The following is a 26,823-nucleotide window of genomic DNA, read 5'->3' on the forward strand; positions in this document are numbered from 1 at the left end:
CAAGATGTGCTCGCGGGTCTGCGGCATCGGGCCGTCAGCAGCCGAAACCACCAAAATGCCGCCGTCCATCTGCGCCGCGCCGGTGATCATGTTCTTCACATAGTCAGCGTGGCCCGGGCAGTCGACGTGCGCGTAGTGGCGCGCTTCGGTCTGGTATTCGACGTGCGCCGTCGAAATGGTGATGCCGCGCTCGCGCTCTTCGGGGGCTTTGTCGATGTCGGCGTAGCCAGAGAACGTGGCGCCGCCCGTTTCAGCAAGAACCTTCGTGATCGCAGCCGTCAACGTCGTTTTACCGTGGTCAACGTGACCAACCGTGCCGATGTTGCAATGCGGTTTAGTACGTTCAAATTTCTCTTTAGCCATTTCCGACTTCCTCAAAACCTTGCGGTAACAAAATCATAATAGATCAAACAAATATTGCCCGACCTACACTTAGCCTGCCCTTCACAGCGGGTTGGAGCGGGTGAAGGGAATCGAACCCTCGTCGTAAGCTTGGAAGGCTTCTGCTCTACCATTGAGCTACACCCGCAAGCGGTTTCCAACCCCCCGTAGGGATTCCGGCCAGTGTTCGGTAACGTGCGTGCATGAGGATGGTGGAGGGGGTTGGATTCGAACCAACGTAGACATACGTCAGCGGATTTACAGTCCGCCCCCTTTAGCCACTCGGGCACCCCTCCATATCCACAAGGATGCACGCCGGATTACCGACGGTCCGGACGGTGCGCAATATGAACAATTACAAGGCTGTGTCAACAGGCGAATGAGCCTTGCGGGCAAAGTTTTTTTTCGTCCCGCTCCTCAGCGCTGAAAAGGGCGCTGACAAGCGTGGCTTTGAAATGATACAAGCTGCCATGGCTAAGCGCAAAAAACACGGTCGCTCCGGGCGGCCCACCCACGATTTCGCCTCTCCTGACGGCGTCGGCGAGACCTTCAAACGCTCCAACAAAGGCGGAGAGCTGTGGCTCTACGGCGCGCACGCGTGCCTAGCCGCATTGGCGAATCCGGAACGCGACGTGCGCCGTATCGTGCTGGCGACGCAAAGCGCCGACGAATTGGAAATTCCGGTGTGCGACGCCGCCAATGCCGCGTTCGAGGCCTGCCAGACGCCGCGTCCGCAAATCGAATGGCGCGACCGCCGCGACATCAACGACTTGCTGCCGCGCGACGCCGTGCACCAGGGCATCTGCATCGAAACCACGCCCCTGCCCCATCCCCAGATCGAAGACGTGATCGAGGACGCCCAGGGCCTTTCCAGCGCCTGCATCGTGGTGCTCGACCAGGCCACCGACCCGCGCAACATCGGCGCGGTGATGCGTTCCGCCGCCGCGTTCGGCGCACTGGCGGTGGTGGTCCAGGACAAGCACGCCCCCGACATCACCGGCGCGTTGGCCAAGGCCGCGTCCGGCGCGGTGGAACGCCTGCCCTACATCAAGGTCACCAACCTTGCGCGCACGCTCGACCAGCTCAAAGCCGCCGAGTTCTGGTGTGTGGGTTTCGACGGCCACGCCGACGACTATCTGTCGGCCAAGACCCTGCAGGGCCGAAACGCCATCGTGATGGGCGCGGAAGGGGCCGGTTTGCGCCGCCTGACCCGCGAAACCTGCGACTTGCTGGTAAAAATCCCCATGACCGACGCGGTGGAAAGCCTCAATCTTTCCAACGCCGCCGCCATCGCGCTGTATCAGTTCCAGCAATCGAACGGCTAATCCCGCATGAAGACGGCTTTACACCTCATTCTCGGCGGATTGTTGCTGCCCGGCGTGGTGTTGTTGCTGGTGCCGGGCATCTTGGTGTGGCTCTATCCCATCGAACTGCCCAATCCGACCCTGGTGCGCTATTGGTTCGCCAAGGTGATGCTGCCGGGCGGGTTGGTGTTGATGGGCACCTGCGCCGCGCAATTCGTCGTCACCGGTCACGGCACGCCCGCACCCTGGGCCCCACCTAAAAAACTCGTCACCAGCGGGCTTTATGCATATGTGCGCAACCCGATGATCCTCGGCATGCTGCTGATGCTCGGCGGCGAAGCCCTGCTGATCGCGTCGCACGCCATCGGCATCTGGTTCGCCATGGTCGCAACCGTGATCGTCGCCTACGTGCACCTGATCGAAGAACGCGGCCTGCAAGCCCGCTTCGGTGACGCCTACGCCACCTATAAGGCCAATGTCCCCGCATGGTTTCCGCGGTTTAAGGCGTGGGCAGCACCAGACCAGCCAGACCCGTCAGATCCTTGATCTCCGCCTTAGGCGGAAAGCCCAGGGTTTCCGGCTTTTGGCCGCTGCGATTGACCCACGCGACCTGAAAACCGAAAGCCGCCGCGCCGGTGGCGTCCCAGCCGTTGGAAGAGACGAAGCAGATGTGTTCGCGCGCCACGCCGAGCTGATCGACCGCCAATTGGTAGACGCTGGGTGACGGTTTGTAGATGCCCGCGTCCTCGATCGAAATGACTTCGTTGAGGCTGTTTTCCAACCCCGCCGCCTGGACTGCGGTGGCGAGCATCTTGGGCGAGCCGTTGGAGAGAATCGCGGTTTTCATCCCCGCGCGGTTGAGGGTGTCGAGCATGCCCGGCACCTCCGGATAGGCATCCAAGATTTCGTAAAGCGCCATCAGCTTGTCGCGCAGGTCCCGCGCGTGCAGATCGAGCGTATCCATGGCGAAATCCAGCGCCATGGCGGTGATCTCGTAGAAATCGCGATGCCGCCCCATGAGGCTCGACAGCCACGTGTATTGCAACTGCTTGGCGCGCCACAGTTCCGCCAGCGGCCCGGCCTTGTCGCCCAGCGCGTCGCGGCACCGCGCCGCCGCCGCATTGACGTCGAGCAGCGTGCCGTAGGCGTCGAACACGCACGCGCGAATGTCGTGAAAAGGGGAAGTCCGGGTCATATCGTCACCTGCGTATTTGAGAACGCACGCAGTATAACCCGCGCATGGCCTTTTAGGTAAAGCCCGCGCTTGCAGTCGACCCAAGGCGGGGGTATATGATCCGGGTCTTGAAACATGTGCCGGCTTAGCTCAGTTGGTAGAGCACCTGATTTGTAATCAGGGGGTCGCGGGTTCAAATCCTGCAGCCGGCACCACTTCAATCGGGGCCTCCTTCATGGGTAACCCCATTTTTTCAAGTGCCGCCTCTATTGCTGTGAAAATAGACAGCACTGCTGAAATAAAACCTACTTGCCCCCCCCACACACTCACGCTACCTTCAATTGTATACACACAATCAACTCATTGAGTTATCACTGGGAGTGACATGATGTGGTTCAAAATAAAATATAAGTTACTTGCGGCTGGAATATTTGCACTAATTTTTGTTTCAGCAGCCCTTATAATGATCGAAACATATGTCAGCAGCCAAGTCATCTTATCTTATTTTAGAACAGTTTTGGTAAGCTTAATTTCGACAACTGTAATTGCGATTCTTGTCGACCAAATAATTCGTAGAGATATTATTGATTTAGTATTTGATAAAATCGGAGTAGGGGAAATACTTAAAGAATCTGGATTGTCTAAATTAAATAAAAAGAGAATGAATGAGAATTTAGAACATTACATATCCGAATCCAAGGGCAGTATTTTCATTTCATCCATGACGGGAAAGAACACCATTCACCATCATTATGATGAAATCAAATCCGCCCTAATTCGCGGTGTCAACATTACTCTCCTGACTCCAGATAAAAACTCTGTATTCTTAACAAAAAGAGAGGGTGAAGGGCATTCGGAAACGATATACAAAGATGAAGCAGAATTTGTCATTTCGACCCTACAAAGCATGTGCTCGGAAATTGAAGCTGCTTCACAAGCTGCTAAAGGCTCAATAAGCCTGTTATCTCACCATGAAATTCCATTTTGTTTTTCTGCTATTTTCGATGACAACCACATAATCTACGCCCCCTACTTATACAAAACGCCGGGCGGCAACACCGCATCCTACAGTTTCACTGGTTCGAATGGATTTGGGTTTAAAAGCATCTTAAAAAGTATGGATGAGCTGACACGCGACTCGACAGTAACATTTAAATGGCCTGAATGTTAAAGGTCATAACCTAAACACACTTCTGCTATCCACCATTCCGACGACCGGTCGGTTTCGTCGATATTTGAAAACTCAATTTCACAAAAAAAATTGGCGTTTTGCGTTTCATTTTGCAAAACACGGCTCTCCAGCCCCCTTGCCGAAAATGTTTTTGTCACGCGCTTTCAATGCATTAAGCGCCTTCGACAAGCTGGCGCACTCTTTGCTTTCACACCATTAACCATCCGAAACAAAATCTCGAGAGGAAGCCATCATGTCGTTCATCAATCCCCATGTGGAAATCAATGGCAGCACAGCTCAACTTGCCACGTTCACCGATTCATTCGCCTGTATCCACGTGGAGGACGAAACCTGCATCCAAGGCGAAGAGTTTAAATTCACGATCTTCGTCAACCTAATGGGCAAGCAGGTTCCGGTGAAGCTCTGTGGGCAAGTTGTGCAACGCCACGACGGGGCAATTGACGTGATGTTCAAGGCACCGACGAACAACTGGAACCGTCTCATTCGAGTTATGTTGCGGCGTGAATGTCTGATGTAATCCGAGGTCACCGTTCTTCGGGAAGCAAAGGCATGGAAAAGCAACCATGTACATCGGCATCAAATGCAAAACGGTCTACGCTAGCTCACATGGATTAACCGTTTGAGGCATCGGTTCTGCAGAGTGGAAAATATCTCTCATCGCCGTGAACGCGGTACCCACAATCATCAATGACGGAGTACAATCGAAGCGCTAGGCGCACCATGGATACAAGAGCCTGACGTGACCGCAATAAAGAACCAAACGGGATATATTTTGACATGGGAAGCTATCTACAGTTTTTAGACCCCACTCAAGATCTATCGCTTGCCTTCCACAGCGAATACAGCATTCCTCTTGTCATACTGTCCGTGTTAACCGCCGTATTTGCCTCGTTCATGGCGCTGCAGTTGGCGGATCGCATCCGCAATGCCCAGTCGCTTAGCATGAAAATCGTGTGGTTGTGTCCGGGTGCATTGGCGTTGGGCGGTGGCGTATGGGCTATGCATTTCATCGGCATGCTGGCGTTCAGCCTCCCCTGCGGCATCACCTATGACCCCGTCACAACCTTGCTGTCCATGTTTCCCGGGATCCTCGCCAGCGCCGTGGCGTTGTGGGTCATTGGTCTCAAGAGAACCACACTCTCCTCGCTCTTGATGGGGGGCGTGCTGATGGGCAGCGGCATTGGCACGATGCACTATGCCGGGATGGCGGCCATGCGCCTGGATGCCGTGATCTATTACTCCCCGACCATCTTTGCCGTATCGATCGTGTTTAGCATATTATTGGCGATGCTGTCGTTGTACGCCAAGATCGGTTTGCATCGTCAATTCCCCGACATTCCCGATTGGAGCGTGCTGTTTCTCAGCGCACTGCTGATGGGCCTCTCGATTTCGGGCATGCACTACATTGCGATGGAAGCCGCCTACTTCATTCCGGTTGGAGAAACGACCGCCTCTACACCCGGGATTTCCCCAACCGTATTGGCCATCGGCATTGGCACGATCACTGCCCTGGCCGTGGCATTGGCGTTGGCCGCAGTTATTTTGGGCAAACACCTTGAGACCATCAAAGTTCTCAACCATGAAATTTCCGAACGCATGCGCAGTGAAGACGAAATGCGCAAGATGTCGCGCGCGGTGCAGCAAAGCCCGGTCACCGTGGTGATTACGGACAGATTGGGCAATATCGAATACGTCAATCCGAAGTTCACGCAAACGACAGGCTACAGCGCAGAAGAAGCCATCGGCCAAAATCCGAGAATCCTCAAATCCGGCGACAAGCTACCCGGAGAATATCAAGAACTGTGGGATACCATTCTTGCCGGTAAGGAATGGCGCGGCGAATTTCATAACAAGCGCAAGGATGGAACACACTATTGGGAGGCAGCCAGCATTTCCCCGATCAGGGCGGAAGACGGAACCATCACCAACTTCATGGCCATCAAGGAGGACATCACCGAGCGGAAAAAAATTGACGCCGATTTGATCGCCACCCGCACCCAGGCGGAACTGGACGCGGCACAGGAAAAAGTGCTCGAAAACTTGATGCGATTATCTCTCGCGACGGTGTCGATGGAAGAGTACCTGAATAAAGCGATCAGTTCCCTGATCAATGATGTGCCGTGGCTGACATTGCTGCACCAGGGTGGAATTTTTCTGACCACCGAACAAGGCGCAGGCGATGGTTTGGAGTTGATCGCGGGTTATAAATTGCACCCTCAGCTTATGTCGCTGTGCGCCAAAGTCCCCTTCGGTTATTGCCTCTGCGGACGGGCGGCTGTAAGTCGAGAGATTATGCACGCCGATTGCATCGATGACCGCCATGACATCAGTTTTGACGGGATTGAGCCACACGGCCACTACATCGTTCCGCTTCTTCAGGAAGAAACCGTGCTGGGCATGATTACGCTGTACTTGCCGCATGGTTACCAAAAGCAAGAGAATGACGTGCAGTTTTTGCGCCGGGTCAGCGATGTGCTCAGCATTGGTATTTCCAGGCGATACGATGCGCGTGAGCTGAGGCAAGCGAAAGAGGATGCGGAAGCCGCCAATCACGCCAAATCCGAATTTCTATCGTCGATGAGCCACGAATTGCGCACGCCCTTAAACGCCATTTTGGGATTTGGGCAACTGTTGGATTACAACCCCAAAGAACCACTGACCCCGGCGCAAAAGGATTCCGTCAAACAAATCATGAGTGGTGGGCAGCACCTGCTTAATCTGATCAACGATGTCTTGGATCTTGCGAAGATCGAGGCCGGCAAAGTGCAGCTTTCCATTGAGAACGTATCCGTCAAAACCGTTCTCAACGAGTGCCTGTCGCTCACGCAAACGTTGGCGGATAAGCGCGGCATTCGGCAAATTGTCGGCGAGGGTTTTCAAACCAACAAGGATATTCGTGTCGATCATACCCGCTTCAAGCAATCGTTGTTGAACCTGATGTCGAACGCCGTCAAATACAACAAGGAGAACGGCTCGGTCACCTTGGATTGTCACGAAACCCTGGATGGTATGCTGCACATCTCCGTGACCGACACAGGCGAAGGCATCCCGGAAGAAAAATACGAAGAACTGTTCAAGCCGTTCAACCGGCTGGATGCTGAGAACACGGAAATTGAGGGTACCGGCATTGGCCTCACAATTACCAAGCAGTTGATCGAAAGAATGGACGGTCATATCGGCGTTGTGAGCGAAGTGGGACAAGGGTCCACTTTTTGGTTGGAACTACCATGCTCGGAGGCAAAGCTCGTGCAAATGACGGATGAAGAGGAGTTAGATGCAGAACGTAAAGATGCCTATTTACCCGGCATCGACGGAACCGTTCTGTATGTCGAGGACAATCCGGCAAACCTGAGCTTGATGGAGATGATCGTCCAACAGGTTGAAGGACTTTCCATGATCTCGGCCCACAACGCTGAATTGGGCATCGAGATGGCCAGAACGCAAAAACCCGACCTGATCATCATGGACATCAACCTGCCAGGCATGAACGGCTACGAAGCGCTCGCGAAACTACAGAGCCTGTCGGAAATCAAAAACATCCCCGTGATCGCGTTAAGCGCAAACGCGATGCCCAAGGACATTGAAAAAGGTATCGCGGCCGGATTCCGCCGCTATCTGACCAAGCCAATCGTGGTGGATGAAATCGTCTACATCATGAAGGATATTGTTGAGGGATTGCAGCACCCCAGCCCAAACGCATGACCTTACTGGCATGTTCCGGGGAGGCTGAATGGAAATGTAAGTTTTTTTCCACTGCTGGGGAAGCTCTGCAGCCGACACCATATCCTTCACATCCATCGATATAATTTGGGTTACCTATTTGGGCGTCCAAGCTCCGCCATTGCGCAAGATCAGCGGCGTGATCTCGAAGGCGCGGGTCATCGAATCACTGCGCCCATAGCGCCATTCGTCCGTCGAGCAGACGAATTCTGCGGTATGTCGGTTGAAATAAAGGTTGTCGCGAACCCCCTGCCCCGAAGCATCGACGACCACCCAGCCGTCCAGCAAATCCTCGATACTGTAGATGGTGATCTCGTCGCGGCGCACCTTTTGGCGCTGATTCAGCGACAAGGCGTCATTGCGATTGCTGACAACGCCTTCGCGCACCGGCTGTTGTCTGGACTGCTTACCCATCTGCACCAGCCCGACCACGCAGTGCTTGGCAAGGATGTCGCGCGCCAAATCTGCGTCCTTGCTTTGCAGATTCTGGGCGCTCTCGCAGCCGCTCAATGCCAAGACGCACACCACACCGAGCGAAACCATGATGCTCTTCATCGAACAAGCCCCTTAAATCGCGTTGATTTATAACGATACCATTTGCTTATGAACGCATACTGAACGCGCAATTTCAAATGAACCCTCTCAAAGGCTCTCGAATTTCACACCGACGGGGTATAGTCCCCCCATGCCCAACCAGATTCTCAAAAACGTTTTCGGATACGACAGCTTCCGCCCCGGCCAAGCCGAAGTGGTCGATGCCTTGCTTTCGGGCGAAAACGCCCTGGCGGTGATGCCAACAGGCTCAGGCAAATCGCTGTGCTTTCAAATCCCGGCGTTGGTCAAAGGCGGTCTGACCATCGTGGTGTCGCCGTTGGTGGCACTGATGGAAGACCAGGTCGCGGCGTTGAAACTGGCTGGCGTGGCCGCCGAAACCATCAATTCGTCGCGCGATCGCACCATCAACGTCGACGCCTGGCGACGCGTCGCGGCGGGGAAAACCCGGTTGCTGTATCTGGCCCCCGAACGGCTGATGACGGAGCGCATGCTGGATGCGCTGACGAAGCTGCCGGTGAGCCTGATCGCCATCGACGAGGCCCACTGCCTTTCGCGCTGGGGGCCGTCGTTTCGTCCCGAATACGAGGCCTTGTCGCGCCTCAAGGACCATTTCCCCGGCGTACCCATCGCCGCGCTCACCGCCACCGCCGACAGCGCCACCCAAGAAGACATCGCCGCCAAGCTGTTCGGCGGCCAGGGGCGTGCGTTCGTGTCCGGTTTCGATCGCCCCAACATTCGTCTCAGCGTCGAAATCCGCACCGACGCCAAGCGTCAATTGCTCAACGTCATCAAGGACTTCGAAGGCGAAAGCGGCATCGTCTATTGCCTGTCGCGGGCCAAGACCGAAAAAACGGCGGCGATGCTGAACGAAAACGGGATCCGCGCCTTGGCCTACCACGCCGGTCTGTCGGCGCAAATGCGCGCGCAAAATCAGCAAATCTTCATGATGGAGCCCGGCGTCGTGATCGTCGCCACCATTGCGTTCGGCATGGGCATCGACAAGCCCGACGTGCGCTTCGTCTGCCACACCGACATGCCCGGCAACGTCGAGGCCTACTACCAAGAAATCGGCCGCGCTGGTCGTGACGGCAAGCCCGCCGTGGCGCACATGTTCTACGGTCTCGACGACGTGCGCATGCGCCGTATGTTTATCGAACAAGAAGACAGCGACCCCGATCACAAGCGCCGCGAACACAAGCGCCTGGACGCGCTGATCGCGTACTGCGAAGCGCCCAGTTGCCGCCGCCAGGCGCTGTTGGAATATTTCAACGACACCATCGCGCCGTGCGGCAACTGCGACATGTGCCTCACCCCCCCGGAAATGGTCGAAGGCAGCGACACCGTGCAAGCCTTGCTGTCGGCGTGCGTCGCCACCGGGCAGATGTACGGCCAAGCGCACCTGATCGACATCGTGCGCGGTGCGGACACGGAAAAAATGCGCCAGACCGGCCACGACCAATTGCCTGAACACGGCCAAGGTGCGGACATTTCCAAGGATGCGTGGCGTTCCATCGTGCGCCAACTGGTCGCCGGCGGCTTTCTCAAGATCGACGTCACCGGCCATGGTGGATTAAGCCTTTCGCCCAAAGGCCAAGCGTTGCTCAAGGGTGAGGAAACTTTCCGCTACCGCAAAGATTTGGTGCACAAACCGGCGAAAAAGAAAAGCCGCGGCGGACGGGCCGAGCCTCCCGCCGACCTGAACCCGGACGACGCCAAGTTGCTAACGGAGTTGAAAAACCTGCGCACCCATCTGGCGATGGAACGCGAAGTCCCCGCCTACATGATCTTTTCCGATCGCACCTTGGAAGACATGGCGCGCAAAAAGCCCCGCAACGAGACCGCCTTCGCCGATATTCACGGCGTCGGCGCGGCAAAGCTTAAAGACTTCGCCGAAGCGTTCATCGGCGTGGTGGTGGAAAACACCTAAATGGCATCTGCCGGCTCCACCAGCACGATGCGTTCGCCGTCTTCGGTCAACACATTGAGCTGGCGGATGGTCCACACGCCACCACGTTTATCTAAATAGACGAACACCGTGCCATCCCCCCTGGGGCCTTGCACGTCGAAGCTCAGCTCCGCCCAGCCTTCATCGTTGGTGGTTTGAATGTTGCCCGTGGTCCACCAAGTCGACGGTTCGACCGGCAACCCCAACCGCCGTTCCAGCGCCGGGTGATCGCGCACCGCGTCCACGGTCAGGCGATAGGCGTCGCTGCTGGTGAACAGCATCGTGACAAGAGCGAACATCGCAGCAAACATCAGTGGAATGCCGATAAACGCGCCCCACCCGACCCGCGCCCATAGGCGCTGGGTGCGCTTGAAATGTTCGACGTCGCGCCATGTGTTGTTGGCCCAGGCCCAGGCGTTGCCCTTCGCCCCCAACACGAACAGCATCACGATGTTGACGCCGGGCACGAACATCAACAGCGCAATCGGCGTGTTGTGTGCGATCCCCCACACCCAGTTGAGAAAAAACGCCCCCCAGTTCCAGCCACGCAGTTCGATGGGCAACTCGGCAGGCTGCTTGCCGGGTAATTCTGGCGGCAAAGCGGATGGCCGGTGAACGGGGCTGCGGTTTGGCATCCCGCACCTTAGCCTACGGGCTCGCGACCGCCGCCGCCTTTGCGCTTGATCGGACGCATGATGTCGTCGCCGAGACGGCGCTTGATGACATCGAGATTGTCCGCACCGCCGGACAAATCAACCGGCGTGAAATCGGCCTCGGGCTGCGTCTCGGCTGGTGCCTCCGGCTTGGCAAACTTTCGCCCACCGAAGCCCTGGGGCGCATCGTCGCCACCTTGGGGCGGACGCGGGTTGGGGTGTGAAGGCGCGGACGCTTGCCCATCGCCGTCGTCTTGCGCGCCGCCGGTCATCTCATCGATGTAATCGTTGATCGGGTCGATGGGATCGGGACCGTAATCGTTGGGGCCCGGGGTGCCGCGAAAAAATCCCATCACGATGGCCATCCACAGGTTGTAGATCGGCACCAAAAACAACAGCAACCACCAGCCCGAATGACCCAAATCATGGGCGCGTTTGACGCTGATCGCCAAGCTGACCCAAAAATTGAACACCAACAGCGGCAACAGCACGAGCAACGCCGCACTGGCACCAAGGATCGCGCCAAGCCCCGACGTCCCCGACAGCAGACCGATCAAGACGCCGAACATCTGTACACCGAAGCCGATCAGCGACATCAGCAGCACGCCTTTGAGCCAATAGGCTTTGCGGTTCAGGCGTCCGGAAAGCGAAAACCACACCCACGAAAGCGGCTGATCCCAGCCCTTCATATTGCGCCGAGCAATCAGCAAGATCGCGCCAAACAGCAACACGAAGAAAACCAGCATGCCCAGTTCGATCATCGATGCCATGGTTTCCAGTTGCGCCATTTGCTCAGGCGCTTGTTGCGCCCCCATCTGAGCCCCCATCTGAGCCCAGGCCGGTGTCGCGAAGGCAGCCGCTACGAGACTTGTCCATCCAAGACGTGAAAGCATGTTCGAATAAAACATTTTGGCTCCACCACCGACCATACAGACATATTCCGCTCTCATTGTGCCCAAAAAATATAGAAATGCGAAGGCATTACGATATGCTGTCGATATGAACCGCATTATCGTCATCGTTATCGCCATGAGCATCGCGTCCCACGCATTGGCTCAAGCTGCTGCTCTCGAGCAAGTGTCCAGCGATCCGCGCCACGTTCAGTGTTTTACGAAATCAAAGAAAAAACCCGATTGGCCGGTGTGCGAAGAGCTGATCGAAGCGATGCTGGCGCGCCACAACCGGGGCGAAAAAGTTTCTGGTTTTATTTCCTGCGTTCCTCCTGGAACTCCACCAGAAGAGGTACGCAAAACCTTTCACGCCTGGATCTCAAAACGCCCGCATTTCGCTAAATACACCCCCTGGGACACGCTCTCGGGCGGACTGTCGGTGCTATACCGCTGTCCCCCCTAACTCCCGTTTAGATCACACAAATACATTCAGCACGGGTTCAGATTGTCACCCGTATGCTCCTCACCAGAATCGAAAAAATGTGTGGGGATATTTTTCATGAAGACCTTGATCCGCTCCGTTGCGTTTGCGATGGCCGCCGTGGTCGCCACCGCCACTTGGCAAGCACATGCCGCGAACAAAACCCTTGCGTTCACCGTTCTGCGTGATGGCTCAAACATCGGCACCCACAGCTACGCTATTTCCGAGCACGGCGACGAAACCCTGGTCGAGGTCAACACCGACATCGAAGTCAAAGTGCTGTTCATGACGGCATACAAATTCATCCATGCCTCCAAGGAAGTATGGAAAAACGGCAAGTTGGTTCAGCTCAACTCCACCACCGACGACGACGGCACCGCCAAGTCGCTCAACGTCAAAGCTCAAGGCGACACATTGACCGCCGACAGCGTGGTCGCAGGCCAAGACCGACGCCAGAACGCCGCGCCGACCGTGATCCCCGCCAGCCTGTGGAAACAAGACATCGTCAAACAAAGCGCGGTGCTCAACACGCTCGACGGCACGTTGATGAACATCAAGGTCGAAGATTTGGGTGCCGAGGAAGTCGAAGCGGGCGGCGCGAAGATCGAAGCGCAACACTATTCCATCACCGGCGAACTGACCCGCGAACTGTGGTTCAGCGGTGCGGGCGATCTGGTGCGGGTTCGCTTTCCCGACAAAACCGGATCAGAAATCGTCTACGCCTTAAAATAGAATTTTATTCAAATTGACGTGAATTATTTTCGACCGCCAACCGTTGTCCCTCGACGATAAAAATAATGAAGGTTGCGAACTCATGAAACCGGCGTTGCTTCCCGTTCTGATCTCCCCCGACCACCCTGACCGTGCCGCGGTCGAGGCCTTGGTGCGCGGCGTCTATGACCGGGAATACGGCGCGAAAATCGAAACCTTCGCCGAATTGATGATCGCGCTTCCGAGCGAAAACGGCGGCTATCTCGCCGCTGCGGGACTGCGCATCGGCAATGATTTCTTTTCCGAAATCTATCTCGACCGCCCCATCGAAGACTTGTTGTCCGACTATTGGCGCCCGCCCGCCGCCCGCAATGAAATCGCCGAGGTCACGACCTTGGCCGCCAGCCATCCGCACGCTTCGTTGGCGTTGATGGCGGGCATCACCGGACATCTGCGCAACGTCAATGTGCGCTTCGCCTTTTTCACCGTGACGGAACGTCTGCACATGATGCTCAAACGCGTCGGCGTTCCGGCCCATGAGTTGGCGCCGGCGCGTATCGACAAAGTGAAAAACCCGCAGGACTGGGGGCTGTATTACGCCACCAACCCGCGCGTGGTCGCGATCCACGACGCGTTCGTGTCCCTGCCCGCTAGCGATGTCGGCCATGTCGGCGGTGGCAAATCCGCACCCGTTCCCCTGCGGGAGGAGGCGGTACGTGTTTGAGGTCCTCGCCGCCCTCCACCGCCACAGCGAAGCCCGCCCCCAAGACCGCGCCTTTTTACAAGACGACCTTTCCCTCACCTACGCTGAACTCGCCGCGCGCGTTGGCGGACTGGCCCAAGACCTGACGGCGCTCGACAGTAACGTGATCGCCATCTACGCGTCCAACGGCCTGGAATGGGTGATCGCCGATTTGGCCGTGGCCTGCGCGGGCAAGACCATGGTACCCCTGCCGACGTTCTTTTCCCCGGACCAGATGCGTCACGTCTTGGCCAACGCCGAGGTCGGACACATCTTGACCAATGCCGACATTGCAGCATCCGCAAATGCGCTGGGCCTGCCGGTCACCGCCGTGCACCTCGACGGTCCCACCGCCGCGCTGCGCGAAGAGAATAACCGCGGTCGCGACGCGGGACGCATCATCTATACATCCGGCACCACCGGCGCGCCCAAAGGCGTGCGCCTGGGCGACCGGCAAATCGCCGCCAGCGCCAAGGGCTTGTTGGCCGCCAGCGGCGCGAGCGAGAAAGATCGTTACCTGTCGGTGTTGCCGTTTTCTCTGCTGCTGGAACAGATCGCGGCGATCGCCCTGCCGATTTTGGCCGGCGCACCGGTGACCATCGCGCCGAACGCCATGATGGCGGCTTTGCAAGGCGACACCATGGCGTTGGTCAACGCCTTTGAAACCGCTTTCGACCATCAAGGGGCCACCGCCAGTGTGCTGGTTCCCGGCTTGCTGGACGCATGGGTCAAAACCCTTGCGGCAACGGGTAAAACAGCACCTGGATCGCTGCGCTTCGTCGCTGTCGGCGGCGCGCCGGTGAACAGCGACCTGGCTCAATCCGCGTGGCATTTGGGCGTACCGGTGCACGAAGGTTACGGCCTATCGGAATGCTGTTCGGTGGTCAGCGTCAACCGCCCCGGACGGCGTGTCGCTGGCAGCGTCGGCGAACCGATCCCCGGTTTGAGCGTGACGCTGGACGACGGTGAAATCGTCGTTCACGGCGATACCGTGATGAGCGGCTACCTGGGGCACGACGTCGACCCCAATGGCGTTTGGCGCACCGGCGATTTGGGCGTATTCACGGCTGAGGGCGCGCTACGCATCATGGGTCGCAAGGACAACCTGATCGTCACCCCGGCGGGGCGCAACATCAGCCCCGAATGGGTCGAAGGGCTGTGCGAGGCCAACCCCACCGTTGCCAAGGCCGTGCTTACACAGGTCGATGGGCACGGCTTGGTGCTGATCGTCCTCGCATCGGCGTCCACACCCGACACGGCACTCGCCCTCGACACATTTTTGCAAACTCAATACGCCAAACTGCCCGATTACGCCCGCCCCGATCACACTGCCATCATCAATCGGACGGACGTGGCAGAGCACCAATTGCTGACACCGTTGGGAGATGCACGCCGCGCCCAATGCTTGGATTTCGCCCAAAAGTGGGCCGCCCGCCAGAACGCCGCGTGAAGACTTGAGGAACCGAACATGACTTTTTTTGACCGCCTTGTCACCGAAACCCAGTCTGAACGCGAAGACTTCCGTTCCATCAGCGTGATCCAGACTGCTATCAGTCAAGGCGTGACCAAAGAGCTCTACGCAAAGTACCTTACCCAGGCTTACCACCATGTGCGCTTCACCGTGCCGTTGCTGGAATGCGCCTTGGAAGACTGCGGTGTCGGCGACGAAGCCTACGCCAACGCGTTGGCCGAATACATCGCAGAAGAATCCGGTCACGACGAATGGATTTTGGATGACATCAAGGCGCTTGGCGCGGACAGCGAAGCGGTGCGCAACGGCCGTGGCGGTTTTGCCTGCCGGGTGATGATCAGTCACGCCTATTACTTGGTCGAAAAAGAAAGCCCTTATGCCCTGCTCGGCATGGTGCATGTGCTGGAAGGCATGTCGGTGGAACTGGCAGAACGCGCCGCAGGCGCGATCCGCGCGGGTTTTGGCGACACCCCGCCCAACGCGTTTTCGTACCTCACCAGTCACGGTGCATTGGACATGGAACACGTGCGCTTTTTCGAAGATCTGGTAAACGGCCTGAACGATACGGAAATCGAAAACACCATCATCGCTGCGGCCAAGGACTTCTACAAACTGTTCGGCAACATGTTCCGCGAACTGGGTGAAGAACTGCTCGCCCCGGCCGCGAACCAAGGGGCAAGCGCATGATCATCGACGGTAAAGTGTTTGTGGTAACCGGTGCCGGTTCCGGGATCGGGCGGGCGCTGGCGCAAAATTTGTCAAAACAAGGGGCCAGGCTGGTGTTGGCGGACCTCAATGCCGACGGCTTGCAAACCACCCAGGCCGCACTCGACCACCCCGGTCACGCCCGTTGCGTGACCGGCGACATCACCAAGAACGAGACCCGCCAGGCCATCATCGCCACCGCCGTTGAGGCCTTCGGCGGCATCGACGCGTTGGTCAACAATGCCGGCGTCGTCGCGGTGGGGCCTTTGGCCAAAGCCGAAGACGCCGCATTGGAACTGATGGTGCGGGTCAACCTGCTGGCGCCGATGCTGTTGGTGCGCGACGTTCTGCCGACCCTGGAGAAATCCGACTGCCCGACCATCGTCAACGTGGGGTCCATGTTCGGCGACATCGCGTTTCCGTTGTTTGCGGGCTATTCGGCCAGCAAATTCGGCGTGCGCGGCTTGTCGGACGCCTTGCGACGCGAACTGGCGCCGAAAAACATCACGGTGACCTATATCGCGCCGCGTGCCGCCAAAACCGGTGCGACGGGCGCGTTCGAACATCTGATCGAACCAATGAAAATGAAACTGGACGAACCCGAAAAGGTGGCGCAAAACATCGCCGATGCGATCCGGCGCGGCGCGCGTTCCAGCTATCCCAAAGGCGCCGAACGTTTGTTCGTGCTGATCCAACGCATCGCGCCCAAGCTGGTGGACAATTCGATCATTGCCCAGTTGAAATCTCTGAAGAGCTAGTCGTCATGCGAATCGTCATCGTGATTGGTGTCGAACACGCTCAGCGCGTCCCAATCGGCATCTTCCAAATGATCGACAGCGGCGAACACGGCTATGGATAACACGGCCAGAAAGATCCACACCAACGGGTGCAACCCCAAAAATTTGCGCGTCGGCGGCAGCTGCGGTTCATCGCCGTTTGGGGCTGGGTATTTGTCGGAATATTTCATCGCCGCAAGCTACCGTCTAATCCCTCTTTCCCGCAAGACGCAGATTGCTCAAAAGCTCGAAGGGGACGGGCCGGAAAAATAACCAGACCGATTCTAACCTAGGGCTGCTACACTTTCGGGCAACGGAGCTTCGCCTGAGGGTGGGAATAACACCTGCACAGGCAAAATATCGGCCAATAATGGTTAAATTCGGGCGGTTTTTATTTTTTAGGTTTCCCTTATATAACCATTTCATTATATATGATCCGGAATGCTTTGCGGGCCGCAAACAGTTCGCAAACGCACAAAAATAGCGCGCTTTTTGGGTGCGCTGCACAAAAATAATTGAACCCCCAATTCCGGGATCTGGCTTTGCTGTGGGCCCCGTGCGCCGAAAACCGATGCGCAAAAGGCCCTGAACGCTATAGGTCGTGAACAACGACCGAGCGGAGACGTCGAATGAATGAAATTAAAAAGCCGTCCACCGTCGTGGACGACCCCAATGCCGCCGACGACAACGTCGATCTATCGCCGAGCCTGGGCGATGAAGTGAAGTACACCACGTGCTATATGTGCGCGTGCCGCTGCGGCATCAAAGTTTATTTGGATGAGGGCAAGGTCCGCTATATCCAAGGCAACCGCAATCACCCCGTCAACGGTGGCGTGCTGTGCGGCAAGGGCTCCAGCGGCATCATGCAGCACTATTCCCCTGCCCGGCTGTCCAAGCCGTTGAAGCGCGTCGGCGAACGCGGGTCCAACCAATTCGTCGAAATCGAATGGGACGAAGCCCTGCAAATCGCTTCCGAGCGTCTCGGCAACATTCGTTCGACCGACCCCAAAAAGCTGGCATTTTTCACCGGCCGCGATCAATCCCAGGCTCTCACCGGGTGGTGGGCGAGCCAGTTCGGCACGCCGAACTACGCCGCGCACGGCGGGTTCTGTTCGGTGAACATGGCTGCGGGTGGCCTATACACCATCGGCGGCGCGTTCTGGGAATTCGCCGAACCCGATTGGCACCATTCCAAATACTTCATGATGTTCGGCGTCGCCGAAGATCACGATTCCAACCCGATCAAAAAGGGTTTGGGTCTGCTGAAAAAGCGTGGCGCGAAATTCGTCGCCGTGAACCCGGTGCGCACCGGTTACGGTGCGATCGCCGATGAATGGGTCGGCATCCGCCCCGGTACAGACGGCCTGTTCGTCATGTCGCTGGTGCACGAATTGCTGAAATCGGGCAACGTCGACGTCGAATACCTGATCCGTTACACCAACTCGCCTTGGCTGGTCATCCAAGACCCCGGCGCCGCCGACCATGGCCTGTTCGCCCGCGACGCAGACGGCAATCCGCTGTGCTGGGACCAAGACGCCGGCGCGTTGGCCAACGCCAAATCCGGCAAGGTCGAACGACCTGCGTTGAAAGGCGAGTTCACCCTGGCCGATGGCCGCAAGGCGGTGCCGAGCTTCGAGATCTTGGCCAGGCGCTATCTCGACTCTCAGTACGCCCCCGAACAAGTCGCCCACGTCTGCGGTCTGAAAGTCGCCGATATCAAGCGCATCGCCGCCGAACTGGCCCACGTCGCGTTCAAGGAAACCATCGAGATCGACCAGGAGTGGACCGATTGGACCGGGCGTAAGCACGACAAGATGATCGGTCGCCCGGTGTCGTTCCACGCCATGCGCGGCATCTCGGCGCACTCCAACGGCTTTCACACTTGTCGCATGCTGCACGTGTTGCAAGTGTTGCTGGGCTCGGTCGAAGTGCCGGGCGGTTTCCGCGTCAAGGCGCCGTATCCCAAGCATATTCCGCCGGGCATCAAACCGACCGGCAAACCGGGACAAGTCAACCCCAACACCCCGCTGCCAGGCGCGCCGCTGGGCTTCCCCACCGGCCCCGAAGACCTGTTGGTCGAAGACGACGGCACCCCGCGCCGCATCGACAAGGCGTACAGCTGGGAACACCCGATTTCCAGCCACGGCATGATGCACATGGTGATCCACAACGCGTGGAAGGGTGACCCGTACAAGATAGACACCTTAATGATGTTCATGGCCAATATGAGCTGGAACTCGTCGATGAACACCGCCGGCACCATTGAAATGCTGACGGACAAGGATGAAGACGGCAATTACAAGATCCCCAACATCATCTACTCGGACGCCTATTTCTCCGAAATGGTGCCGTATGCAGATCTGGTCTTGCCCGACACCACCTACCTGGAACGCCACGACTGCATTTCGCTGTTGGACCGTCCCATTTCCAACGCCGACGCGTGCGCCGACGCCATCCGTTACCCGGTGGTCGAACCGGACCGTGACGTGCGCGGCTTCCAAAGCGTGCTGATCGACCTGGGCCACCGCTTGGGCCTGCCGGGCCTGACCAATGATGACGGCACGGCGAAGTATCCGGGCGGTCTGGCCGATTACATGGTCAACCACGAACGCGCGCCGGGTGTCGGCATGCTCGGCGGTTGGCGTGGCGAAAAGGGCGACAAGCCGCTCAAGGGCGAAGTCAACCCCAACCAGCTCAACAAATACATCGAGAACCAGAGCTTCTGGCAGCATGAATTCGCGCCCGATCAGCGCTATTTCAAGATGGCCAACAAGAACTACCTGGACTGGTCCGCCGACATGGGCCTGTTGCCCAACGGCGATCCAATCATCTTCCAACTCTATTCGGAAGTGTTCCAGAAGTTCCGCCTGGCTGCCGAAGGCCACGGTGACAACGTGCCGCCGAAAGCCGACGCGGAACGCATCTTGAAGTACTTCGATCCGCTGCCGATCTGGTATCAGCCGTTCGAAGAATCCATGGTCGACACCAAGGAATTCAATCTGCATGCGCTGACCCAACGCCCGATGCATATGTATCACTCGTGGGGTTCGCAAAACACCTGGCTGCGCCAGATCACCGGCAAGAACCGTCTGTTCATCCATCAAGACGTTGCCGAAAAAATCGGTGCGACCGACGACGATTGGGTGTGGGTATCGAGCCATCACGCGCGCATCCGCTGTCAGATCAAGATCGTCGACGGCGTCAACCCCAACACGGTGTGGACCTGGAACGCCATCGGCAAGCGCCGCGGTGCGTGGAACCTGGACAAGGACGCTTCCGAAGCGAAAGAAGGCTTCTTGCTCAACCACTTGATTTCGGAACTGTTGCCGCAACAAGACGATGGCTATCGCTATTCGAACTCCGACCCGATCACCGGTCAGGCCGCATGGTTCGACTTGCGCGTGAAGATCGAGAAAGCCGAGCCGAGCCAATACGGCGAAAGCTATCCGCAATTCCCGGTCATCGAAAAGTTCGCGCAGCTCCCCGACACCCCGAAGATTTCGCGCTATGGCGAGGCCTTCCGCAAAAAGCGGGAGGGCAAATAACATGACGTCACTACCCAGTCACACGAAGAAAAAGCTCGGTCTGGTCATCGACTTGGACACCTGCGTCGGCTGTCACGCCTGCGCCACCAACTGTAAGGAATGGAACACCGGCGGGCATTCCGCACCGCTGCCCGATTACAACCCTTACGGCGCGGAGCCGGACGGCGTGTGGTTCAACCGCGTGCATTCGTTCGAAGTCAAACGCGGCGATCGCCCGAACCTGACCATCAACTTCCCGCGTTCGTGCCTGCATTGCGACAACGCCGCATGCGTCACGGTGTGCCCGACGGGCGCGTCGTACAAGAGGTCCGAAGACGGCATCGTGCTGGTCAACACCGACAAGTGCATCGGCTGCAAGCTGTGCAGCTGGGCATGCCCTTACGGTGCGCGTGAATTCGACACTGACGAAGGGGTGATGAAGAAGTGCACCTTGTGCATCGACCGCATCTACAACGAAAACCTGGAACCCGAAGACCGCCAGCCCGCATGCGTGCTGACTTGCCCCACCGGGGCGCGCCACTTCGGCGACCTCAACGATCCGGAATCCGATGTTTCCCAGTTGACCGCAGCCCGTCACGGCCGCGACTTGATGCCGGAACTCGGTTATAAACCCACCAACAAGTACTTGCCGCCGCGCGCACGTAAAGTCGACAGCTTTGATGTCGGCGCGCCCGAGGAGCTGGAGCCCATCGTGGCCGACGGCTTCCTCGGCTGGCTCGACAAAGTGCTTTCGAAGTAAGGGGGGACGACAGATATGCATCCCGCTTTTTCCGTTATCTTTTTCACCACCTGTTCCGGCGCGGGCTACGGCCTGCTCGCCATGATGGGCATTCTCGGCGCTTCTGGCATGTTGCCTTCGGACCGCTGGATGGGCCTCGCCGGGCTGTTCTTCGCGCTCGCACTGGTCACCGTCGGTTTGTTGTCGTCGACCTTCCACCTCGGCCGTCCCGAACGCGCCTGGCGCGCCATGACCCAATGGCGGTCTTCTTGGCTGGCGCGCGAAGGTGTGATGGCGGTGCTGACCTACATCCCCGCCGGGCTGCTCGGCATTGGCTGGGTGTGGTTCGAAGACACCACCGGCCCGTGGGCCGTAGCCGGTGTCGTGTCCGCCATCTTGGCGTGGCTGACGGTGATCTGCACGGCAATGATCTACAAGTCGCTTCGCACCATTCACCAATGGCACAACGATTGGACGGTGCCGTCCTATCTGTTGCTGTCGGTAATGAGCGGCGCGGTGCTGATGAGCGTGCTGATCCACCTGTTCGGCGTGGACAACCTCTACATCCAAGGCCTGACCGTGGTCACGCTGGCGTTGGGCTGGGGTCTGAAGACCATGTATTGGAGCTTCAACAAGCGCTCCAAGGGTCTGCCGACGGTTAATTCCGCCATCGGCATCGACGCTGCCGGTGACGTTAGCGTATTGGAACTGCCGCATACCTCAGCCAACTACCTGATGAAGGAAATGGGCTACAAGGTTGCGCAAAAGCATGCCGACAAGCTGCGAGTCATCTCCCATCTGACGGGCTTCGCCCTGCCGCTGTTGTTTTCCGCGTTGGCGATGTTTGCAAGCGGATACGTCGCTCTGGCGTGCGTGGTGTTGGCGTGGGGCCTGTGTTCGCTGGGCATCATCGTCGAACGCTGGCTGTTCTTCGCTGAAGCCAAGCACACGGTGAACCTCTACTACGGCGCCACCAGCGTCTAAGTGCGATACCGTCATCATTGAAAAGGCCGCCCTTCGGTTGCGAAGGGCGGCCTTTTCGTGTTCCGTTCAGCGGATCATTTCAGCAATCCCACCTCTCGGTAATAGCGTTCCGCCCCTGGATGCAAAGGCGCCGACAGGCCGTGGTTGATCATCTTGGCTGGTTCCAAACGCCCGAACGCGGGATGCAGCATGCGAAAATCGTCGATGTTTTCAAACACCGCTTTGACCAATTCATAAACCACGCTTTCGGGGGTGTTGGCCGTCGTCACCAGCGTTGCGCCGACGCCGAATGTCCGCGCGTCGCGTTCTGATCCCAAATACATGCCGCCGGGGATTGTCGAGAGACGAAAGAACGGCTTATCGGCGATCAGTTTCTCGATATCGGGCCCCGTCACCTCGACCAAGCGGGTGGCGCATGTGATCGAGGCTTCCTTGATCGAGGCGTTGGGATGGCCGACGATGAACACCATTGCATCGATCTTGTCGTTGCACAGCGCGCGCGATTGTTCCGCAGACGTCAGCTCCATGGTCTCGGAAAAATCAGAGGCGGACCAGCCCTTTACATTCATCAGCATTTCCAAGGTGGCGCGTTGGCCCGAACCGGGATTGCCGATATTGACGCGTTTGCCCTTGAGGTCGTCGAAGACCTTGATGTCAGCATCGGCGCGCGCCAGCACGGTGAACGATTCCGTGTACAAGTTAAACACCGACCTCAAATCGGGATACGGGCCCATGATTTCGAACGGGGCCTGGCCGTGAACGGCGGCGTATTGAACGTCGGACTGCACCACACCGAAATCCAGATCGCCGGTGCGCATGGCATCGACGTTGAACGAAGACCCCTTGGTGCTTTCGACCGAACAGCGAATACCGTGGCTGCGCCGTCCCTTATTGACCAAGCGGCAAACCGCGCCGCCTGCGGGATAATAGACCCCCGTCACGCCGCCGGTGCCGATGGTGACATAGCGCACCGCGGTTTGCGCATCGGCGGTGCCGCCGAAGGGCAATGCAAGCACCACCATCGCCAATGCGCCGCCCACGATAGTCGTCAAAAGCTGCTTCATAGCGTTCCCCCTTTTGCGCCTCGCGACGAGGAAAAATGTGATGTATCCAAGACTAAAGGAGTCCGCCGTCCCGATCCAGAAAAACAGCGCTACGCCGGGCTGAGCGCACGGATCAGCGACGTATCCGGGTCGATTTTTCCAGCCAATAGGCGTCGAAACCGTTGAGTTGCTCTTCACTTTCTTCCAGGGCTGAAATGGCTTCGCTGCCGCCGCGTGCGATCATCAGCATCACCAGCGCCTCGATCACGGCCATGGCTGGAACGATCGAATGAAACAGCGATGGGCTTTCCTTACCGACCACCAACGTCACGGTATCCTTGCCCCGTGTAATGGGCGACACCGTGCTGTCGGTGACCGCAACAACCCGCGCACCGTGATCCAAGGCGTAATCGACCGCCCGAACGGTGTTGCGGGTGTACGGCGAAAAACTCGTCGCCAAAACCACGTCGCCCGTACGCACGCCGCGCAATTGATCGGCAAATGTGCCGCCATGTCCACCGACGAGATGGACGTTGTCGGTGAACATCCGACAGGCATAGTGAAAATAAAAAGCCACCGGATACATGGACCGCACGCCGACCGCGAAAATGTTACGCGCGCCGCACAACACGTCTGCAGCCTTGGCGATTTCATCGGGGTTTTGCGATTGCGACAAGACCTTAAAGGCCTGGCATTCCATTTGAAACATTTCCGCGACCAAGGAACTTGTGTTGCCGTTGCCCCCGCGCGCCTGCAAATCGCGCGCACCGCCGACATAGCTGATTTTCGGCTTGGAACGCAGCCGTTCTTGAAACGGTTCTTGGAATTGCGCGTGACCGTCGAAGCCCATCTCACGCGCCAATCGCACCATCGTCGAGGGATGCACATCGGCATGCGCCGCCAACTGGCGCATGGAATATAATGCAACATCATCTGGGTGATCGATCACATACCGGGCCGCTTGTTTGAGCTGTGGACTCAAGCGCGAAAAGGCCCCTTCTATGCGGGCGATGGTTTCTTCGAAGGTCATACGGCTTCGTTTCACTTTGATTTTGTTGACTTAACCACGCTCATGATGATGAAAGCTTGGCCTGGGGTGCGACAGCGCTTCACGTTGAAAAGCAACCGATCATAATCTTGCCCGCACCCAAATTGCAACAAATGAAACACTAACAACTCACCTGACACAGTTGTGCCGTACCAAAACGGGGCCAGAATGGCTTGCCCTTCAGCCGATCAGGTGGCGATTGGCCAGATTGTTCATCAAGTCTGCAAAGCCGAAATTCCAGGGGCGCACCTTGTTGGAATGATTGACCTTGTTGATCAAAGTTCCCAACCCTGGTGCCTTGATGGTGACGATATCGCCGATTTTGTGGGTGAAGCCCTTGCCAGACTCATCGCGATCTTGGTCGGGATAGAACATCGTGCCGGTGAACAATGCCAATCCATCGGGGTATTGATGATTCTCGTTGAAGGTCTGGCCCACCAGCTCGTCAAGGGTACGGGTCATTTCCTCCATCGGATAGGTTTCGCTGAGCAGATAGCCGTCATCGCCCTGAATGGTCATGGCGACGTTTTGCGTGCGCACATCATCCAGGGTGAAGGTGTCATCGAACAGGCGGATGAACGGTCCCACTGCGCACGAAGCGTTGTTGTCCTTGGCACGGCCCAGGAACAGAGCGCTCAGCCCTTCAAGATCATGCAGATTGACGTCGTTGCCAAGCGTCGCGCCGACGGGCTGACCTTGATTGTTGGTGATCAGCACCACTTCGGGTTCGGAATGGCTCCATCTCGACTCGGGATGAATGCCGACTTCCGCACCAATACCGACGGTGCTGAGCGGTTGGGCCTTGGTGAAGACTTCCACATACGGACCGATCCCGGCTTCGAGATACTGCGACCACATACCGCGCTCAATCAACGCGGCCTTGAGTTTGGCCGCCTCTTCACTGCCCGGTTCGACGGTGGCGATTTCTCCGCCGATCTCGCCTTCCAGAACCTTGTACAGTTCTTCAGCTTTGGCCGGATCCTTTTGCGCCTGCTCTTCGATGGCGCGGACCAACATGCTTTTGACGAACGTCATACCGCATGCCTTAACCGCGTGCAGATCGATGGGCGACAGGAAATAAGGTTTCAACGGATCGTGCGTTTCCGGTGTGGAATTGGCGAGCAATTCGTCCAGCGTACCGAGATACACACAATTGCGCGTGGCTTTGGTGGCGCGCTCGATCGGATTGTGGGAATTCAGAAGCTCAGCCATGGTCGGCACGGTACCGGAAATGTTGTGCACGCCATCTTCGCGGATCACCACAACGCACGGCCCCGGATACGCGCCGGGAAACAGGGCTCGACCGACCAATGCGCCTGCGAAACCGTCCGCCGGCAAAATGTTTTGTGCTGTCATTTTCGGAAACATGTCGTCCTCCTGATCACCCCAGCCCCGGACGAACCAAGCGAGACTTTGCTCTTTTTGACTTTGGTTCCCGAGGTTGCGCCCATGCGCGCGCATCTACCTTAGCCTCTTGAATGTAGAGGACAAGTCGAAGTGGAGCAAACGAACCTTTATGATAGGAGTGCGGTATTGAACCAGCTCGTCTCTAAGACGAAAAACAGCCAAGAGAAAAACGAGCCATCACACGAACACTCGTCTCTCTCTTGCTGATTTTTAAGCTTCGACGGACTCGTTTTCGCGCATTTCGCTCAACACGGCCGTGTTGTAGCTTTTGGCGTAACCCAACAAATTGACCATGGCGTCATGGGCCTGCTGAGGGTTGCGGTCCAAAATGGCATCGAGCACCGCTTTGTGAACCGGGAAGGAATCCAGCTTGATCGCAGGTGTCGCGAGACGGAAGCTCATCGTCAACGCGGCCTCGATCAAAGCGCCCAACGGCGCCAGCAATTCATTACCGCTGGCATGCAAAATGCCTTGATGAAAGCGCAGGTCGGGCTCGACCCCTGCATGGACATCCTCACCGGCGGCAACCATATCGAAATATGCCTGCTCAATGTAGGCGAGTTGTTCTGTGGTGGCGCGGGTCGCGGCCAAGGATGCCGCCAAGGGTTCCACAGCCATGCGAAATTCGACCAGATCCTGAATAAAGCGATCCGGGTCATGCGCGGTGGACCGCCACGCCAGGATGTCCGGGTCCAGCATGTTCCATTCGTGACGCGGACGCACGCGCGTTCCCGTCCGGGTGCGACTTGCAAGCAGTCCTTTTGCGGTGAGAACCTTTATGCCTTCGCGCAAAGCCGTGCGGCTCACATCGAACGAAGCGCCCAGCTCCGTTTCATTCGGCAGCACTTCACCTTCGTCGATATCACCGGTGACGATGCGCTTACCAAGCTCATGCACCACCTGTCCGTGTAAACTCCGGGTAGAGTATGTGCGCTGGCCGCTTTTCGCGCCCTTCGCTTCTTTCCAATCGTGATTCACGTTGCAATCCCCTATACGAATTGTGCCACCGCCACCTCATCATTTCGTGATGATCAAGTGATCACTATGGCGTTTATATGATTTTTAGTTCTCTACCCTCGTTACAATGTAGTACATATGTACGCGTCGCGCCACAGTTCTTTGTCATATAATGTGATCAGAGCAGCGGAAATTTCGTACTAAAATCTGACGATTTCATCGTCGAACGTAAAAAAATCAATAACTCGGACGCCAACCTAATTAACACTGTGGGTTGCAAGGCCTTACCTACATTTAGTCAACTCGTGACACACAATTTATTGCCGTTTCTTGTCATTTTTATGACACCTCCCTAACGAAGGGCGAATTGGGTGGCGCATCAGCCCTTGATTTCCGGCTAACTTTGTTTGATACCAAGCGA

General features: G+C 57.3%; 25 protein-coding genes and 3 tRNA genes. 16 read left to right on the forward strand and 12 right to left on the reverse strand.

Annotated elements, in window-relative coordinates; translation table 11 throughout:
• From VIN96_RS14130 to VIN96_RS14140, 3 genes are all read right to left on the reverse strand, one after another.
• On the reverse strand, window positions 1–363 hold a 363-nt coding region (locus VIN96_RS14130), incomplete at its 3' end, for a GTP-binding protein (RefSeq protein WP_331896992.1).
• A gap of 92 nt (window positions 364–455) precedes the next feature.
• Window positions 456–529: transfer RNA gene (locus VIN96_RS14135), tRNA-Gly, on the reverse strand.
• A 62-nt stretch (window positions 530–591) separates the two neighbouring features.
• A tRNA-Tyr gene (locus VIN96_RS14140) sits at window positions 592–677 on the reverse strand.
• 174 nt (window positions 678–851) lie between these two features.
• On the opposite strand from VIN96_RS14140, the gene rlmB reads away from it, so the two are divergent.
• Window positions 852–1,706 carry a 23S rRNA (guanosine(2251)-2'-O)-methyltransferase RlmB gene (gene rlmB / locus VIN96_RS14145; RefSeq protein ID WP_331896994.1) on the forward strand — a complete coding sequence of 285 codons (855 nt, stop codon included), beginning with the start codon at window positions 852–854 and terminating at the stop codon, window positions 1,704–1,706.
• 6 nt (window positions 1,707–1,712) lie between these two features.
• Window positions 1,713–2,231 carry an isoprenylcysteine carboxylmethyltransferase family protein gene (locus VIN96_RS14150; protein ID WP_331896996.1) on the forward strand — a complete coding sequence of 173 codons (519 nt, stop codon included), beginning with the start codon at window positions 1,713–1,715 and terminating at the stop codon, window positions 2,229–2,231.
• Here the strand turns inward: VIN96_RS14150 and VIN96_RS14155 are convergent.
• Window positions 2,185–2,880: a haloacid dehalogenase type II gene (locus VIN96_RS14155; RefSeq protein WP_331896998.1), complete on the reverse strand. Its 696-nt coding sequence runs from the start codon at window positions 2,878–2,880 to the stop codon at window positions 2,185–2,187. The two genes, VIN96_RS14150 and VIN96_RS14155, sit on opposite strands and share 47 nt — an antisense overlap.
• Before the next feature lie 118 nt (window positions 2,881–2,998).
• On the opposite strand from VIN96_RS14155, the gene VIN96_RS14160 reads away from it, so the two are divergent.
• From VIN96_RS14160 to VIN96_RS14175, 4 genes are all read left to right on the forward strand, one after another.
• A tRNA-Thr gene (locus tag VIN96_RS14160) sits at window positions 2,999–3,074 on the forward strand.
• Window positions 3,075–3,244: 170 nt separating this feature from the next.
• A complete protein-coding gene (locus tag VIN96_RS14165; protein ID WP_331897000.1) occupies window positions 3,245–4,030 on the forward strand; it encodes a hypothetical protein in 786 nt (261 codons plus the stop codon).
• Window positions 4,031–4,283: 253 nt separating this feature from the next.
• The gene (locus tag VIN96_RS14170; RefSeq protein ID WP_331897002.1) at window positions 4,284–4,568 is read left to right on the forward strand and encodes a hypothetical protein; all 285 of its coding nucleotides are present in this window, start codon (window positions 4,284–4,286) and stop codon (window positions 4,566–4,568) included.
• Between the two features lie 260 nt (window positions 4,569–4,828).
• Window positions 4,829–7,753 (forward strand): MHYT domain-containing protein, encoded by a 2,925-nt coding sequence (locus VIN96_RS14175; RefSeq protein WP_331897004.1) that lies wholly within the window; start codon window positions 4,829–4,831, stop codon window positions 7,751–7,753.
• A gap of 114 nt (window positions 7,754–7,867) precedes the next feature.
• Here VIN96_RS14175 and VIN96_RS14180 read toward each other — a convergent pair whose 3' ends face one another.
• Window positions 7,868–8,326, reverse strand: coding sequence for a hypothetical protein (locus VIN96_RS14180; RefSeq protein ID WP_331897005.1), 459 nt, complete (start codon window positions 8,324–8,326; stop codon window positions 7,868–7,870).
• A 130-nt stretch (window positions 8,327–8,456) separates the two neighbouring features.
• Between VIN96_RS14180 and recQ the strand changes: the two genes are divergently transcribed.
• The gene (recQ, locus tag VIN96_RS14185; RefSeq protein ID WP_331897007.1) at window positions 8,457–10,253 is read left to right on the forward strand and encodes a DNA helicase RecQ; all 1,797 of its coding nucleotides are present in this window, start codon (window positions 8,457–8,459) and stop codon (window positions 10,251–10,253) included.
• On the opposite strand, the gene VIN96_RS14190 is transcribed toward recQ, so the two are convergent.
• Window positions 10,250–10,906: a cytochrome c oxidase assembly factor Coa1 family protein gene (locus tag VIN96_RS14190; protein ID WP_331897008.1), complete on the reverse strand. Its 657-nt coding sequence runs from the start codon at window positions 10,904–10,906 to the stop codon at window positions 10,250–10,252. The genes recQ and VIN96_RS14190 overlap by 4 nt on opposite strands.
• Window positions 10,907–10,914: 8 nt before the next feature.
• Window positions 10,915–11,739 (reverse strand): DUF805 domain-containing protein, encoded by an 825-nt coding sequence (locus tag VIN96_RS14195; protein ID WP_331897009.1) that lies wholly within the window; start codon window positions 11,737–11,739, stop codon window positions 10,915–10,917.
• 184 nt (window positions 11,740–11,923) lie between these two features.
• Here VIN96_RS14195 and VIN96_RS14200 point away from each other — a divergent pair, with 184 nt between their 5' ends.
• From VIN96_RS14200 to VIN96_RS14225, 6 genes are all read left to right on the forward strand, one after another.
• Window positions 11,924–12,277, forward strand: a complete 354-nt coding sequence (locus tag VIN96_RS14200; RefSeq protein WP_331897011.1) for a hypothetical protein — start codon at window positions 11,924–11,926, stop codon at window positions 12,275–12,277.
• Window positions 12,278–12,373: 96 nt separating this feature from the next.
• The gene (locus VIN96_RS14205; RefSeq protein WP_331897012.1) at window positions 12,374–13,027 is read left to right on the forward strand and encodes a DUF6134 family protein; all 654 of its coding nucleotides are present in this window, start codon (window positions 12,374–12,376) and stop codon (window positions 13,025–13,027) included.
• Between the two features lie 82 nt (window positions 13,028–13,109).
• A complete protein-coding gene (locus VIN96_RS14210) occupies window positions 13,110–13,730 on the forward strand; it encodes a thermostable hemolysin (protein WP_331897014.1) in 621 nt (206 codons plus the stop codon).
• Complete coding sequence (locus VIN96_RS14215) at window positions 13,723–15,198, forward strand: AMP-binding protein (protein WP_331897016.1); 1,476 nt, start codon at window positions 13,723–13,725, stop codon at window positions 15,196–15,198. The genes VIN96_RS14210 and VIN96_RS14215 overlap by 8 nt, the downstream gene beginning before the upstream one ends.
• Before the next feature lie 18 nt (window positions 15,199–15,216).
• Window positions 15,217–15,906, forward strand: a complete 690-nt coding sequence (locus VIN96_RS14220; protein WP_331897018.1) for an iron-containing redox enzyme family protein — start codon at window positions 15,217–15,219, stop codon at window positions 15,904–15,906.
• Window positions 15,903–16,682, forward strand: a complete 780-nt coding sequence (locus tag VIN96_RS14225) for an SDR family NAD(P)-dependent oxidoreductase (RefSeq protein ID WP_331897020.1) — start codon at window positions 15,903–15,905, stop codon at window positions 16,680–16,682. The genes VIN96_RS14220 and VIN96_RS14225 overlap by 4 nt, the downstream gene beginning before the upstream one ends.
• On the opposite strand, the gene VIN96_RS14230 is transcribed toward VIN96_RS14225, so the two are convergent.
• Window positions 16,679–16,891 carry a hypothetical protein gene (locus VIN96_RS14230; RefSeq protein ID WP_331897021.1) on the reverse strand — a complete coding sequence of 71 codons (213 nt, stop codon included), beginning with the start codon at window positions 16,889–16,891 and terminating at the stop codon, window positions 16,679–16,681. The genes VIN96_RS14225 and VIN96_RS14230 overlap by 4 nt on opposite strands.
• A 438-nt stretch (window positions 16,892–17,329) precedes the next feature.
• Between VIN96_RS14230 and VIN96_RS14235 the strand changes: the two genes are divergently transcribed.
• The 3 genes from VIN96_RS14235 to VIN96_RS14245 are packed head-to-tail and all read left to right on the forward strand — an operon-like array spanning window position 17,330 to window position 21,947.
• Window positions 17,330–20,245, forward strand: a complete 2,916-nt coding sequence (locus VIN96_RS14235; protein WP_331897022.1) for a molybdopterin oxidoreductase family protein — start codon at window positions 17,330–17,332, stop codon at window positions 20,243–20,245.
• A 1-nt stretch (window position 20,246) separates the two neighbouring features.
• Window positions 20,247–20,984, forward strand: coding sequence for a 4Fe-4S dicluster domain-containing protein (locus VIN96_RS14240; RefSeq protein WP_331897023.1), 738 nt, complete (start codon window positions 20,247–20,249; stop codon window positions 20,982–20,984).
• A gap of 15 nt (window positions 20,985–20,999) precedes the next feature.
• Window positions 21,000–21,947, forward strand: coding sequence for a dimethyl sulfoxide reductase anchor subunit family protein (locus VIN96_RS14245; RefSeq protein WP_331897024.1), 948 nt, complete (start codon window positions 21,000–21,002; stop codon window positions 21,945–21,947).
• 74 nt (window positions 21,948–22,021) lie between these two features.
• Here VIN96_RS14245 and VIN96_RS14250 read toward each other — a convergent pair whose 3' ends face one another.
• The 4 genes from VIN96_RS14250 to VIN96_RS14265 all read right to left on the reverse strand — a co-directional run bounded on the left by VIN96_RS14250 (window position 22,022) and on the right by VIN96_RS14265 (window position 26,423).
• The gene (locus VIN96_RS14250) at window positions 22,022–23,011 is read right to left on the reverse strand and encodes a TAXI family TRAP transporter solute-binding subunit (protein WP_331897025.1); all 990 of its coding nucleotides are present in this window, start codon (window positions 23,009–23,011) and stop codon (window positions 22,022–22,024) included.
• A gap of 112 nt (window positions 23,012–23,123) precedes the next feature.
• Complete coding sequence (locus VIN96_RS14255; protein WP_331897026.1) at window positions 23,124–24,020, reverse strand: MurR/RpiR family transcriptional regulator; 897 nt, start codon at window positions 24,018–24,020, stop codon at window positions 23,124–23,126.
• 198 nt (window positions 24,021–24,218) lie between these two features.
• On the reverse strand, window positions 24,219–25,406 hold the full coding sequence (locus VIN96_RS14260) for a fumarylacetoacetate hydrolase family protein (RefSeq protein ID WP_331897028.1): 1,188 nt from the start codon (window positions 25,404–25,406) through the stop codon (window positions 24,219–24,221).
• A 249-nt stretch (window positions 25,407–25,655) separates the two neighbouring features.
• Window positions 25,656–26,423: a FadR/GntR family transcriptional regulator gene (locus VIN96_RS14265; protein ID WP_331897029.1), complete on the reverse strand. Its 768-nt coding sequence runs from the start codon at window positions 26,421–26,423 to the stop codon at window positions 25,656–25,658.
• Window positions 26,424–26,823 lie beyond the last annotated feature (400 nt).

Origin of the sequence: Magnetovibrio sp. (assembly GCF_036568125.1) — a bacterium.
GTDB lineage: Bacteria > Pseudomonadota > Alphaproteobacteria > Rhodospirillales > Magnetovibrionaceae > Magnetovibrio.

Excerpts from the sequence above, each read along its gene's own strand:
- rlmB (WP_331896994.1), top strand. The coding sequence starts at position 852 with ATGGCTAAGCGCAAAAAACACGGTCGCTCCGGGCGGCCCACCCACGAT.
- VIN96_RS14150 (WP_331896996.1), top strand. The coding sequence starts at position 1,713 with ATGAAGACGGCTTTACACCTCATTCTCGGCGGATTGTTGCTGCCCGGC.
- VIN96_RS14155 (WP_331896998.1), bottom strand. The coding sequence starts at position 2,880 with ATGACCCGGACTTCCCCTTTTCACGACATTCGCGCGTGCGTGTTCGAC.
- VIN96_RS14165 (WP_331897000.1), top strand. The coding sequence starts at position 3,245 with ATGATGTGGTTCAAAATAAAATATAAGTTACTTGCGGCTGGAATATTT.
- VIN96_RS14170 (WP_331897002.1), top strand. The coding sequence starts at position 4,284 with ATGTCGTTCATCAATCCCCATGTGGAAATCAATGGCAGCACAGCTCAA.
- VIN96_RS14175 (WP_331897004.1), top strand. The coding sequence starts at position 4,829 with ATGGGAAGCTATCTACAGTTTTTAGACCCCACTCAAGATCTATCGCTT.
- VIN96_RS14180 (WP_331897005.1), bottom strand. The coding sequence starts at position 8,326 with ATGAAGAGCATCATGGTTTCGCTCGGTGTGGTGTGCGTCTTGGCATTG.
- recQ (WP_331897007.1), top strand. The coding sequence starts at position 8,457 with ATGCCCAACCAGATTCTCAAAAACGTTTTCGGATACGACAGCTTCCGC.
- VIN96_RS14190 (WP_331897008.1), bottom strand. The coding sequence starts at position 10,906 with ATGCCAAACCGCAGCCCCGTTCACCGGCCATCCGCTTTGCCGCCAGAA.
- VIN96_RS14195 (WP_331897009.1), bottom strand. The coding sequence starts at position 11,739 with ATGGGGGCGCAACAAGCGCCTGAGCAAATGGCGCAACTGGAAACCATG.
- VIN96_RS14200 (WP_331897011.1), top strand. The coding sequence starts at position 11,924 with ATGAACCGCATTATCGTCATCGTTATCGCCATGAGCATCGCGTCCCAC.
- VIN96_RS14205 (WP_331897012.1), top strand. The coding sequence starts at position 12,374 with ATGAAGACCTTGATCCGCTCCGTTGCGTTTGCGATGGCCGCCGTGGTC.
- VIN96_RS14210 (WP_331897014.1), top strand. The coding sequence starts at position 13,110 with ATGAAACCGGCGTTGCTTCCCGTTCTGATCTCCCCCGACCACCCTGAC.
- VIN96_RS14220 (WP_331897018.1), top strand. The coding sequence starts at position 15,217 with ATGACTTTTTTTGACCGCCTTGTCACCGAAACCCAGTCTGAACGCGAA.
- VIN96_RS14225 (WP_331897020.1), top strand. The coding sequence starts at position 15,903 with ATGATCATCGACGGTAAAGTGTTTGTGGTAACCGGTGCCGGTTCCGGG.
- VIN96_RS14230 (WP_331897021.1), bottom strand. The coding sequence starts at position 16,891 with ATGAAATATTCCGACAAATACCCAGCCCCAAACGGCGATGAACCGCAG.
- VIN96_RS14235 (WP_331897022.1), top strand. The coding sequence starts at position 17,330 with ATGAATGAAATTAAAAAGCCGTCCACCGTCGTGGACGACCCCAATGCC.
- VIN96_RS14240 (WP_331897023.1), top strand. The coding sequence starts at position 20,247 with ATGACGTCACTACCCAGTCACACGAAGAAAAAGCTCGGTCTGGTCATC.
- VIN96_RS14245 (WP_331897024.1), top strand. The coding sequence starts at position 21,000 with ATGCATCCCGCTTTTTCCGTTATCTTTTTCACCACCTGTTCCGGCGCG.
- VIN96_RS14250 (WP_331897025.1), bottom strand. The coding sequence starts at position 23,011 with ATGAAGCAGCTTTTGACGACTATCGTGGGCGGCGCATTGGCGATGGTG.
- VIN96_RS14255 (WP_331897026.1), bottom strand. The coding sequence starts at position 24,020 with ATGACCTTCGAAGAAACCATCGCCCGCATAGAAGGGGCCTTTTCGCGC.
- VIN96_RS14260 (WP_331897028.1), bottom strand. The coding sequence starts at position 25,406 with ATGTTTCCGAAAATGACAGCACAAAACATTTTGCCGGCGGACGGTTTC.